This window comes from Nitrospira sp. (assembly GCA_024760525.1).
Classification (GTDB): domain Bacteria; phylum Nitrospirota; class Nitrospiria; order Nitrospirales; family Nitrospiraceae; genus Nitrospira_D.
On record CP060499.1, the window covers coordinates 3,803,197 to 3,816,252 of the forward strand.

Sequence of the window (13,056 nt, forward strand, 5' to 3'; positions counted from 1 at the left end):
GTTACGCCACGAGTTCAGCGGCGCGATAGCGGGCCCGGCCATGGCGGCGAAGCACGGCTTGGCCCGCCGCCCCAAAGACGGCCGCCCGCGTCACCACCGCCGCCGACAGGGTATAGCCGGGCTGCGCCGGTTGCGGCGGCCGCGTCGGATCGAGGAGGAGCGTCTCATACCGCAGCGGGCCGGTGAGCGCCGGGTCCTCGTCAAAAGCCACCGTGTCCGGCGTGAAGGTCAGCCCCGCCTCGTGGGTCTCAAAGGCCGGCCGCGCGAGCAGCTCGTCGTCTCTTAACTCCTCAAATTGCGCCAAGGCAAACGGCTCCTGCACCGGGGTGGTGGATACCGGTTGCGGGATCGCGCTGCGATGGGTGGCCGTGACGATCACGGTGGTGGGGCCGCCGCGCAGCGGCGCGGTGCCGAGTTTCGTAATCCGGCGCTTGAGCGGGGCCACGCGCTCGCGCACGGTCAGCTCCGCTAACGGATGCACGCGCAGGGTTTGGGCCGCGGGGGTCGTCTCGTGCAGGGTGACGATGGCGGGCTCGGTGCGCGGGAGTGTCGCGCTCCAGTTGCGACGGTCCCGGAGGGCGTCGGTGACCAAGGCCAGCACATCGACGGCGGCGGGCAACGGGGGCACGGTCCGGGCGCCGAACTGCCGCTCAAAGTGCACGGACACTTTGAAGAACAGAATTTTGATGGTGGCCTTGCCCTCTACGTGCCAGGGCGTCGGCCCGGCGAGCATCCCGCTGAACGAGATCCCCATCAGCAGGCGGCCCCGGTAGCGCAACGCAATGGCCGCGGCGACATCGACCTGAAACGCCAACGGCGCGAGTTGCACGAGGGCATCGAAGCTCAGCATGCCGTCGAAGCTGAAGCCGCCGCCCGCCGCATGCAAATCCACCCGCGCCCCGAACTGCACGGTGTTGGAGGTGACGGCGAGATAGGCCTGGCAGCGCAGCTGCAAGTTGGCGCCATCGGCCAGGGTCAGCGCGAGGCGGCTGAGCACGGGGAGGCCTGGCGGTGCTGGAAATCGCGGGTGCACTCCTCCGATGGCCAGCACGAGGTTCGGCCGGCTCCCCCAGCGGGCGCGCAGGGCCATGTCGCCGGTCAGGGTGAAGTCCAGGATGCGCGAGTCGTAGAGCGTGGCATCGAGGGCCACGGTGCCTTCATTGAAATCGAGCACGCCTAAGGCGTCCATGCGGATTTGGACCAGCGGATGACTCTGGTTGGGCAGCAGAACTTGCAGCCGGCCCAGCACGATCAGCCGCACCGGCGTCGGTAGTTCGAGCAGCACTGCCAGATCGAGGGTCAATAAGGTGGGGGTGCCCCAGCGCAGTTGGACCATCGGGCCTAGGACATGTCGGCCGGGGGCGGGTGGGAACACGGCCCGCAGGTCGCTCACGAGTTGCGGCGCGTTCCGCACCGGGTCACGGGGAAACAGGAGGGAATCGAGAGTGCCGGTCTTGAGTCCCTGGCGCAGGGTCTCGGTGCGCACCGTGCGGTTGACGCCCAGCAGGCCCCCGATGCCGGTCAACGTAAAGCCAAAGCCCAGGGGAATGGGTGTAAACCCTTCGGCGGTGATGAGCAGCACGAGGGAGTAGCCCTTGCTCCCATCGGGCAGCCGGGTGCTCAAGAGCCCGATCGCCTTCACGGCGATACGCTCCCCCAATTCGAGTTGCAGCACGCCGCCGTACTCGCCCTTGGCCGGGTCGAAGAACAGGAACCCGCCTCCCGCCACCCCCGGCCCCTGAATCGCCAGCCCCACCCCACTCGGCGGCTTGAAGCCCAGTTCCAGGTTGGCTACACCAAGATTGCCGCCTTGTGGAGGAAAGCGGAGTATTCCAACGAGTCCCACCTGTTCCACCGTCGCAGCCACTGGACCTATCTGTGCGGTGGCGGTTGCAGCAGCCACCAGTTGAATTCCGCTGCTCCCGTTGAGCGCCGTCGGTTGAAGCGAGAAATACAGTGAGTCGACCGTCAGGGCTCCGAAGAGATTACGATGGATCGCTATCGTCGTCTCAAGCCCAGCTCCGCCCCGAAGATGGACTCCACGCACCAGCGACCATTCTCCGGCGATATCGAAGGGGAAGCTGAATCCCTTTCCTGAAAAGATACTTGCAAGGAAACCGTCAGATTGGGAGAAATCCAGAACCACCTGAGCGCGATCGACCTTGAACTCGATTGCGGGATCAACGATCGCACGGGTTGGTCCACCGGCATCGAAGTGCAAATCCAAACGCAGACGCGTTTGCACGCTCTGCATTTCCAGCCGAGACCCGCCCGCCGTTCCCACAACCACAAACGGGGCTGCGGCGTTTGAGCGGGCGACTTCCGCTGCCAGACGAAAATCCGCGCTCAGGCCTCCGGGAAGATGGAATTCGAGATCAAAAGGCGGACGAATCGTCGCCGAAATGTCGCTCTGGACACGGATGAGTGTTTCGAAGGTCGCTCGCCAGTCGCCTTCTTCAATCGTCTCGGCGCGATCAATGGCAGTCGGCATACGTAGCGCCAAGTCGAGGCCGGGCGGCGTGAAACTTCGGTTGACCTCCAGGTTGAATCCGAATGCTTCCAGCAAGGCCGGTTCGCCAGGTGGATGGATGATTTCCGCGGGAATCCCAAATTTTTGGCTCAGCAAGGTCTGCAACGTCGTGAAAAGGACCAACCCGTCGAATGTCGGATCTCCCCATCGATACACCTCGCGCAGGAGCACGATCGGCTCCGTGAACAGCTTGGCAAGTCGTCCCAAGTGGAAGGTTCTTCGGACGTAGGGTCCTTGGAGTGACTGGTTTGACACACTCGGCTCATGAACGATTTCAATAACACCAGTGGTGATGAGGAGCAGGGCTATATGAGGAAATCGCTTCTCGACATATTCGACAAGCAATTGATTCAGAAGCCGTTCAATAAAGACACTCGCAAAGGCTGCTAGATCAGCGCGTTGTTGCGGAGGAAGTCCAGGATCTGTGCCAAGGGATCGGAGAATCTCCACCATGTTCCGTACTGCTTCGAGAAGAGCATGAATCTGCTGAAGCAATTCGGCGGTGGACCCGATGATGGCCGCTCGATCGTCCTGGCTTATGGCTTGAATCAGATCGTCGATGAGGGGTTCGAGATTGGCGGCAGCCGACGCACTAGCGGCAAGTCCATCAACGAGAGGATTCGCCTCAGCATCAATATCGAATGAACGAAGACCGAGCGACGGCAACAACTCGTCCAGAGTACCCTCCTCTGCCCGTCGAGCCAGTGGCTCGAAGACGAGGGCGAGTTCACCCGCCAATTGCTCGAGTGTGCCGACCGTACCGCTCATATCTGTCCAATTCTTCCTGGCATTACGGAAGTCTCAGGATTGGTCAGCAGCTTAATCACAAATGCTCGATAGCGATCAAGACTCATTCGAAGTCGGGGACTGGCCTGCTGAGCGACTAACCCCAGGCAGCGTTCGAGATAATAAGGTGCTGACATTTCATCAGACATCCGGCCATCATCAGTCGTCGTTCCTTGTAGAAGCCGTCGAAGAAGGCGTGGTCCTCTTGCACGATGCCACATAGTCGCGACCCGACGGTTGCTGTTAATAAGGCGTCGGACTTCAGTGAAGTGTCTGCTAATGGCTGCGGCCACGTACTCGCCTTCGGGGAACGCTGCGAGTCTCTCACGAATGATTTGCAGCCACGATGCATACGGCTGCGCGGAAGGCGCACGGTGATTTGACTGTTCACGAGTAAAGCGAGGCGTAATGGAAGGACGAATGGAGCGGAAGTTCGAGGCTTCGCTCCCGCTCAGTGCTGAATCCTCGAGGCTGAACGGAGGATGCATGATTGGCCCGCCGCCGCCCGCCCCTCCACCGCCTCCGGCTGCCGCAGCACGAACGGCGTCGATTGCCGCTTGAATGTTGAGCTTTCCTCCCCCCCACGTCGCATCCCATCCTCCCGCCGGTCTGTCCCTCGCCGTGTTCTGCAAATGTCGGACGATATCCGCCCTCGTGAGTCGTGGATTCTCCTCAAGAAGCAAGGCGATCGCTCCCGTCACATGCGGCGCCGCCATACTCGTCCCCGTCAGATCCTCATAGAGGCAGCAACAGGCATCGGGACAGCAATCGCAACAACGGCCCCGGAAATTGGCCGCGTCAGCCTTCGCCGATGTAATTTCCAAGCCAGGCGCAGCAATCTCCGGTTTTTGGTTGGTGGCTGGGCCCTTGGCCACGGGACCGCGGCTCGAAGATGAGACAATGCCCTTTGAAGGCCAGCAATCGCAGCGGCTGGTGCGGGACTCGTGATTGGCGACGGCGATAACTTGCGCAGCAGTCCCCGGAATGCTCAGCGTCGAATCGAGCGTCGCGCGAATCTTGCCGTCAGCTGGAGATGTTGGAGGAAGAAACGTCGGCGTATTGGACCCGCGCTCGATCCAACAATGGAACGCCACAGGACCGGCGTTCGGATTGACCAGTGTCAATCTCCAAGTACCGTGTGGAAGAGCGCCTCGTACGGGATCGTGAATCGTGATACGGAAATTATTATCGCGATTGTGCTCTCCATTGATGGTCCCATCGACCTCGACTTGAGATTGACGATTCGCCGCCGCAGTAGGATTGGCAATAAACGGCGGAGCGGCGGCATTTGCCGGAAGATCAGTTCCGTGGGGGATGGGCGGGCTCGTAACTGCTCCCGGAGCAGTGATCGTCAAGTTGAGGGTGCCGGCCCGTTCATACCACAGATCCAGATAGGCATCCCTCGTGACATCTTTAGGAACCTCAACCTCAATATCGAGCCGGTCGTTCCCCGGAACACTCCCGTGCACATGCCGCAGTTGCCCGCCTTCGTTCCCCGCCGATTTGACGACAATATGCGGATGATGCAGGAAATCGCCCGTTTCAACGTGAGCGTCAATCGCTCGCTCCACGGCGCTGGTGCCGTCATGAGGACCGAGATTGTCTCCCATACTGATATTGATGACCTTCGGCTTATCGATTGCGTCGAGGAAGCTAAAGATAAACTCGATGGCCTCGACCAGTCGTTGGTTTTCTCCAATCTCCTCGAGATTTGTATAATCGAATCGGACGACAATGAGATTTGCCTGCGGTGCGACGCCCACATACGTGCGGCCGACGTGGCAACAGGTAGGCGGTTTGCCGTTGCCTGCGGCGATTCCGGCCACATGGGTCCCGTGTCCATCGTGAACATTTCTGGCATCGACATCCCTGGTCCTGACCCTCGCCCGACCTTTAAGGGCTTGGCTGATCTGATCCTGGTTATAGACGACGCCGACACCATTGGGACCACTGGTTTCGCCGGCTCTTCGTGTCAACATCTGATCCCAGATAGCGAGGATTCTTGATGTCCCGTCCTCGTTGACGAAGGACCCGTGACGCCAGTCGATACCACTGTCGATGATACCAACCACGACTCCATCGCCCTTTCGCGAATGAGTGCCCGTATGGACCGTGGTCGCACCAATCTCCGGAAGACTAAAGTTCAGCTCCCGATGCATCCTCCGTGGGCCTTCAACCGTGACTACGTGATGGAGTCCAGCAAGTTCCTCGAGCCGCTCTACCGGAATTAGACCCGTGGCAATCTTGTAGCCCTTCGTGGGATGCTGCACTAAACTGTGTCGTTCAAAGCCGACACGAGTCAAATCATCGACACTCCCCGTGAACTCAACGATGACTCCAACTTGTTGATCTCGGGAAAGTCCGCGAGGCCTCCGCGCTGCCGTCGGTTCCGGTATACCTAGCCCTGCATTGCGTAATTTCGTTCGCAGTACAGGATCGAGCTTCTTGTTCATTGTGATCTCCGCTCGAAGTTTTTGGCCCCACATGCGGCCATTGGTCGCCCTTTTCTATGCAGCCACGAGTTCAGCGGCGCGATAGCGGGCCCGGCCATGGCGGCGAAGCACGGCTTGGCCCGCCGCCCCAAAGACGGCCGCCCGCGTCACCACCGCCGCCGACAGGGTATAGCCGGGCTGCGCCGGTTGCGGCGGCCGCGTCGGATCGAGGAGGAGCGTCTCATACCGCAGCGGGCCGGTGAGCGCCGGGTCCTCGTCAAAAGCCACCGTGTCCGGCGTGAAGGTCAGCCCCGCCTCGTGGGTCTCAAAGGCCGGCCGCGCGAGCAGCTCGTCGTCTCTTAACTCCTCAAATTGCGCCAAGGCAAACGGCTCCTGCACCGGGGTGGTGGATACCGGTTGCGGGATCGCGCTGCGATGGGTGGCCGTGACGATCACGGTGGTGGGGCCGCCGCGCAGCGGCGCGGTGCCGAGTTTCGTAATCCGGCGCTTGAGCGGGGCCACGCGCTCGCGCACGGTCAGCTCCGCTAACGGATGCACGCGCAGGGTTTGGGCCGCGGGGGTCGTCTCGTGCAGGGTGACGATGGCGGGCTCGGTGCGCGGGAGTGTCGCGCTCCAGTTGCGACGGTCCCGGAGGGCGTCGGTGACCAAGGCCAGCACATCGACGGCGGCGGGCAACGGGGGCACGGTCCGGGCGCCGAACTGCCGCTCAAAGTGCACGGACACTTTGAAGAACAGAATTTTGATGGTGGCCTTGCCCTCTACGTGCCAGGGCGTCGGCCCGGCGAGCATCCCGCTGAACGAGATCCCCATCAGCAGGCGGCCCCGGTAGCGCAACGCAATGGCCGCGGCGACATCGACCTGAAACGCCAACGGCGCGAGTTGCACGAGGGCATCGAAGCTCAGCATGCCGTCGAAGCTGAAGCCGCCGCCCGCCGCATGCAAATCCACCCGCGCCCCGAACTGCACGGTGTTGGAGGTGACGGCGAGATAGGCCTGGCAGCGCAGCTGCAAGTTGGCGCCATCGGCCAGGGTCAGCGCGAGGCGGCTGAGCACGGGGAGGCCTGGCGGTGCTGGAAATCGCGGGTGCACTCCTCCGATGGCCAGCACGAGGTTCGGCCGGCTCCCCCAGCGGGCGCGCAGGGCCATGTCGCCGGTCAGGGTGAAGTCCAGGATGCGCGAGTCGTAGAGCGTGGCATCGAGGGCCACGGTGCCTTCATTGAAATCGAGCACGCCTAAGGCGTCCATGCGGATTTGGACCAGCGGATGACTCTGGTTGGGCAGCAGAACTTGCAGCCGGCCCAGCACGATCAGCCGCACCGGCGTCGGTAGTTCGAGCAGCACTGCCAGATCGAGGGTCAATAAGGTGGGGGTGCCCCAGCGCAGTTGGACCATCGGGCCTAGGACATGTCGGCCGGGGGCGGGTGGGAACACGGCCCGCAGGTCGCTCACGAGTTGCGGCGCGTTCCGCACCGGGTCACGGGGAAACAGGAGGGAATCGAGAGTGCCGGTCTTGAGTCCCTGGCGCAGGGTCTCGGTGCGCACCGTGCGGTTGACGCCCAGCAGGCCCCCGATGCCGGTCAACGTAAAGCCAAAGCCCAGGGGAATGGGTGTAAACCCTTCGGCGGTGATGAGCAGCACGAGGGAGTAGCCCTTGCTCCCATCGGGCAGCCGGGTGCTCAAGAGCCCGATCGCCTTCACGGCGATACGCTCCCCCAATTCGAGTTGCAGCACGCCGCCGTACTCGCCCTTGGCCGGGTCGAAGAACAGGAACCCGCCTCCCGCCACCCCCGGCCCCTGAATCGCCAGCCCCACCCCACTCGGCGGCTTGAAGCTCGGAGAGAGGTTGAACAAGCCAAGGTTGCCGTCTTTGAAAGACACGCTGACGGTCACGCCAAGTCGCTCGATCGTGGCAGTGATCGGCCCGATGGTGAGGCTTCCGTTTATACTCGCTTCTGTCTCGAATCCTTCTTCTTGAACGTCGAAGCCCAGATGGAGAGCCTGCAGACGCAATGGACCGACCGACTTGTTCAGAGATAGAGTGACATCCACTCCGCCGGCTCCTTGGAAGTAGATGCCTCGTTGGCTCGTCCAGCCGAGCAGGAGATCGAATGGCGTGTTGATTCGATTTCGACCAATCGTTCCGACGAGAAATCCGTCGGCTTCGGACAACGGCATCACCACGTCAGCGCCGGTGAGAGCAAGCTCGAAAAAACTTTCGTGGCTGGTATCCGTGCTTTTGTCAAACCCACCTTTGAACGAGATCTGTCGGACCGTCAGATCCGAACCGCCGGGAAATGAGACCAAGGTAAGAGGCGTGCCGTCGGGGCGACCATGACGGAAACCTAGCATGACGCGGCCGTTCGCGAGCGTTCCCAAGCTGGGAGCGGTCCGAACGTCCAACGGCAGGTTGGGCCGGAGAATCATCGCCGTACGTCTGAGCACGTCGGCATGAGCTGAGAGTTCAATGACTGTATCCTCGAATATGTGCAGAGGGATTTCGCCATCCACTTGTCCACGCATGATCGGCAACAGTCCAATGCCACCGTCCTCGGCATTCGGTGAGGTCGGCCTCGCGCCGAACAACGACAGCCCGACAATCAGTCCCCCGATATCGCCGACTTGTTCGTAGAGATGAGTGATCAGTTGGAGGGATGGATCTGTTTCATCGTCGCGCAGCCGGCGACCGAGAAGAATCTCTTCGGCGCGGCGTTCCATGGCTTGAAACCGAACCGTCGAGCCGAGTGCACGTAACACCTGACCAATCCGGTTAAGAAGATCCTCGACGGCAAAATGGGAAGTGCCCCACCCGTATGTTTCTCGCAGATGTCGTGATGGATCCGACAGGAATGCCTTCAGATGATTGTAATGAACGATGGCGCGAATGTGCTCGACCTGATGGATGCTGTCATCGGCTTCGAAATGTTTGAACTCGAAAATGTTCATCAGATGGAGAACGGCTGAGGCTAGCGGAGATGTACTGGAGAGATAGCCGGTCAGCAGCAAATCGAAGATTCGTCTAGGAAGCTGCGTATGAATGTTGGTGCGGGAAATATAATCGCCTTGCGCAGCGAGTCGCGTCGGCAGTTCGTCCGAATATCGATTGATGTCCTGGACCAGGTTTGCCATGGCGCTCGCAAGTTCCCCGATGCGGACCGCCATCAACACCTCATCCTCCCATTCGGATTCGGAAGACTCCAAGACGAGATGGAGCTTGGCAAGAAAGTTGGTCAGGTCGATCCCGGTCAGCCCTATCTCTTCCAGTCCGGGCGGGAGCTTCCATCCCAGAAAATTGACGAATGCGTTGGCCGAGGCGGAAGTCCGGGCGACTTCGTTGAGGATCGACAGAGCCTTACCGAGTCCGACCGCCGAATTGGTGACCGTATTTCCCATACTCGACACCTACGGCTCCCACGTCCCGGTTGCGAAGTCGAACTTATCGGCCGCAGAACGTATCTTGAGATCATTCGTCTTCACACCCAGCGCGCGGAGATAGGGCTCGGACTCCTTTTCCGGCTGCCAGGCCAGAATCTTGGCCGGATGTTTCGTCCGTTGGGTGGCCGGTTTCGATGGTTCGAGCTGAAGATTCTTCGATTTGTCTTCAGCGCGCTGATTCCAGAACTCAATCCAGCCGGACCCTGGAGTCGGAGGCAGTGACGTGAGGCCAAGATGTTCGCTCCAGAGTGATTCGCGAAACGCGGTGACGGTCTGGTTGGGAACCGCCGAATCAGGCTGCTTCTCGCATATCACCACGTTCAACTCCGTCGAGCGAGTCGGCTGCCTTGCCTGGCCAGGATTGGCATGTTGTGTCGGCCGTGCTGTTCCAATCTTGACGGCTGCGACGATAGCGATGACGAGCGGACTTAACAGCCAGATGACGATGCCCATCATCAGTTTCTTCCACCATTTCCCTTCCTCGATCTGATCGGCCAGCTTCTCTTCCACGATAGTGGACAGCTGAATCTGGTTCAGGGACGCGCCGTCCAAGTTAGCGCTACCTACCGTCGCCCACACATCATCAACAATCGCCACTTTGCTGTGAACATAGATGGGCATGATCTCGTATTTCGGAGCAGTTTCTTGACAACTCCAGATGGTGAAGAGGCCCAGGCGCTTCTTGACCAGCGGCTCTCCCAATGCTTTGACGAGATCGGAGCGGAACTGCTTGATCAATTGGATTTGCTTTTCCGGATAACCTGAAACATCCGGTTTGGCGTTCATGACGAGAATGACTTCCAACTTGGCCGCTTCCGGCATCCGCATTCGCTCGAGCAAGGCGTCGAAAATCTCCGGCGCGGTAAAATACTGGTCTTCGAGATAGACAAAGTTTTTGGCCTGAGCAATGGCGCGTTGGTAAGCCTCCAGCGCGCCGGTTTCTCCATGGGGAAGCGCAGGACCGCCCGTGTGTGAAGTCGTAAATGTTCCGCCCGGGAGGGTACGAATGACCTGAACACCGATGCCCGGTTGGGCTGCCGTGGCCTGTCCCGTAGCGGGAGAGAGCGCAGATGCTGATGAGTCCGCCGCATTCCATATGGTCGTGAATGTACGGTCGATATGCTCAACGGCCGGCCCTTCCACTTTCACACTGATGTCATGAATCAAGGAACCTCGATGGCGACGGTCTTGAATCATGTGGTCAGAAGCCCCGAAGTATGATTGCGACATGGTAGAGCCCAATACAAAGGCTTTTGTTCCGTCGAGGATGACCGCCTTAGCATGCATGAAGGACGGTAGGTTGAGGGGCGAAAGAAAAATGGGGAACGAACGGACGCCGGCGTTGCTGGTCTTGAAGAAATCCTCCACCAAGCCGTCGGTGTCGGCGCCGAAGATTCTGCCGAACAGGGGAACATCCTGAACAAGAATGTTGATGGACGCGAGCGTGGCGGCTTTGGTCTTGAGGATTTCATGCACCCTCAACCCATTGACCGGCACATTCTCGGGCGGCGGGTCTGGAACGAATTTAGTGATCAAATTCTTCCCCAGCCAAAAATTCATATTCATGAAATGGATAGACGTGCCGGCTTTATTGATGTCATCGGTCAGCAAAGGAAACAATTTCTCCCCGTCTTTCAAAATGACCACCTCGTTGCCGGTGGTCCAGGTGATGGGAGTCCCATCGGCACGAAGATTGGGATTAGTGGGGTCGAGCGTCGCGTTGGTCACGAGCCAGCCTTCGATATTGACCCGATGGATGTTGATCGTGGTGAGAGTGAGCGTGCTGTCGGTTACGTCGTCGTGTTCGGCGGTTTGATGCAACAATCGCAACCCAGGCCCATAGATCCTCACGACGATGTCGGGATTTCTGTCGAGCACCCAGGCCCGGTATCGGTCAGGAGTGTACGCAATGCTGAAAAATCCATCGTCGTCGCTGAAGACAGGCTTGGAGTCTTTATTGAGGATCTCCTCGGAAAAAAGCGGATCGAAATCCACCGCGACAATCGCGAGGCCTTTGATCCCCTTATCCGTTCCGGCGTAGAAGACGCGGCCCTGAACGCTTGTATTGGCCATGTTGGTGGCCCAGAAGGAAATGCGGATGTGTTGATTTCCGGAAACTACTCTGGTCGATGGATGATGTCAACCGATCGTGTCCCAAATTCCAGAAGGTACATTCGGGGCGATAACAAATGTCGGAAGTTGGAGAGCTGAATGACAAAGGGGCTCTCCCACAGGAGAGCCCCTTCAACCAACGGGAAGTGGACACACTTTTCTCGATTACTTGACGATGACCTCAACCCGGCGATTTTTGGATCGACCGTCAGCCGTCTTGTTGCTCGCAACCGGATTGCTTTCTCCATGACCAGCAGCCGACAGGTTGCTGGTGAGCCCCCCGCCACGTAAAGCCTGGGCGGCGCTCTCAGCACGAGCGTCCGATAGCTCCTTATTCGTCGGATATTTTTTCTTTAAGGCACTCTTGATCGGAACATTGTCGGTATAGCCGGCCACATGGACCTGCTTTTCCGGAAAGTCTTTCAGGACGCCGCCCACTCGTTGCAACGCATCGGCTCCGGCAGGCTTAAGTTGATCTTCGCCTGAGTCGAAGAGATAACCGGAAGCCAAGTTGATCAGAAGACGCTCGCTGTTTAAATCGATCGCAATATTACCCTTGGCGATCTCGGGACGGAGAGCCCGGATCAGCCCACGCTGCGCCTCTTGCAACTTGGCCGTTTCAGCGGACAAGTCGCCCCGCAGACCGGCGAGTTCCTTGTCACGATCGGCGAGCCGGCTTTCCAGATCAGCAATACGCTGGTTGGCGGCTGCGAGTTCTGCGGCAAGCCTGTCCTTGTCGCCACTGTGCTGACGGGAGGCGGCCAGTTCCGTCGCGAGGCCATCCCTCTCCATTTGCGCTGCCGACAGTTGACTGGAAAGATTCGCAGAATCGCCCGCGCTGGAACGCAAGGCGGCAATTTCTCGATCACGCTCAGCGAGCTGCCGTTCCAAGTCGCTGACACGGCTACTCAACGCTCCGTTTTGTCTGCGCGCAGCCTCCAACTCGCGGGACAATCGTTCGCGATCTTGCTCCAGTGCCGCCAGACGGGCAGCTAGCTCTTGAGATGGATCGGGAGTCACCGCTTTCGCCGTGGAGGGGCACCCTTTGCCCTGGTGATAGCCGTACCATCGGTCGATACACACGGTCGGCTGCTTGATATACGCATCGGGGTGCTGCTTCAGAAATGATGAACAACCCATCAAGGCGACCACGATCGCCATACCTATTGCCGTCTTAAGTGTTCCCATGATGATCTCCTTACCTTCCAAGCACGTGACATACACCACGCAACCTTGACGCTCCGTGTATCGCTGTCACGCTACTGCCGGGTTTTCAACAGATCACGGATCTCCATCAACAATTTCTCTTCGTTGGTCGGCGCGGGTGGAGCAGGCGGTGGCGGCGGCGCCTCTTGCCTAAACCGGTTCACCTGCTTGACCAGGATGAAAATGACAAAAGCGATAATGATGAAGTCGAACACGCTTTGGAGAAAGACTCCGTAATTGAGCGTCGGAGCTCCGGCGGCTTTTGCGGCGGCTAAGGATGGAGGTGAGGTTCGAGACAGATCGATGAAGAGACTGGAAAAATCAACTTTCCCCATCAGCAGTCCCATCGGGGGCATGAGGACGTCGCTGACGAGTGACGACACGATCTTGCCGAACGCTCCACCGATGATGACACCGATCGCCATGTCCAGGACGTTGCCCTTCATGGCAAACTCTTTGAACTCTTTCAGCATGCTGCTCCTCCTTTGAGAAAGCCGATCAGTGCGACACCGTAAATAGCCTCAGACTCTCAATTCT

General features: G+C 59.5%; 6 protein-coding genes. All 6 read right to left on the bottom strand.

Features of this window, described 5'->3' with window-relative positions:
* Nucleotide 1 precedes the first annotated feature (1 nt).
* The 6 genes from H8K04_17890 to mscL all read right to left on the bottom strand — a co-directional run bounded on the left by H8K04_17890 (nucleotide 2) and on the right by mscL (nucleotide 12,992).
* Nucleotides 2-3,298 (bottom strand): hypothetical protein, encoded by a 3,297-nt coding sequence (locus H8K04_17890; GenBank protein UVT15650.1) that lies wholly within the window; start codon nucleotides 3,296-3,298, stop codon nucleotides 2-4.
* Entirely contained in the window at nucleotides 3,295-5,769 is a 2,475-nt protein-coding gene (locus tag H8K04_17895; protein UVT15651.1) for a S8 family serine peptidase, read from the bottom strand. The genes H8K04_17890 and H8K04_17895 overlap by 4 nt, the downstream gene beginning before the upstream one ends.
* Nucleotides 5,770-5,823: 54 nt before the next feature.
* Nucleotides 5,824-9,159 carry a hypothetical protein gene (locus H8K04_17900; protein ID UVT15652.1) on the bottom strand — a complete coding sequence of 1,112 codons (3,336 nt, stop codon included), beginning with the start codon at nucleotides 9,157-9,159 and terminating at the stop codon, nucleotides 5,824-5,826.
* 9 nt (nucleotides 9,160-9,168) lie between these two features.
* Nucleotides 9,169-11,274 carry a hypothetical protein gene (locus H8K04_17905; protein UVT15653.1) on the bottom strand — a complete coding sequence of 702 codons (2,106 nt, stop codon included), beginning with the start codon at nucleotides 11,272-11,274 and terminating at the stop codon, nucleotides 9,169-9,171.
* Between the two features lie 204 nt (nucleotides 11,275-11,478).
* Nucleotides 11,479-12,501: an OmpA family protein gene (locus tag H8K04_17910; protein ID UVT15654.1), complete on the bottom strand. Its 1,023-nt coding sequence runs from the start codon at nucleotides 12,499-12,501 to the stop codon at nucleotides 11,479-11,481.
* Between the two features lie 71 nt (nucleotides 12,502-12,572).
* Nucleotides 12,573-12,992: a large-conductance mechanosensitive channel protein MscL gene (gene mscL / locus H8K04_17915; protein ID UVT15655.1), complete on the bottom strand. Its 420-nt coding sequence runs from the start codon at nucleotides 12,990-12,992 to the stop codon at nucleotides 12,573-12,575.
* Between the last annotated feature and the right edge of the window lie 64 nt (nucleotides 12,993-13,056).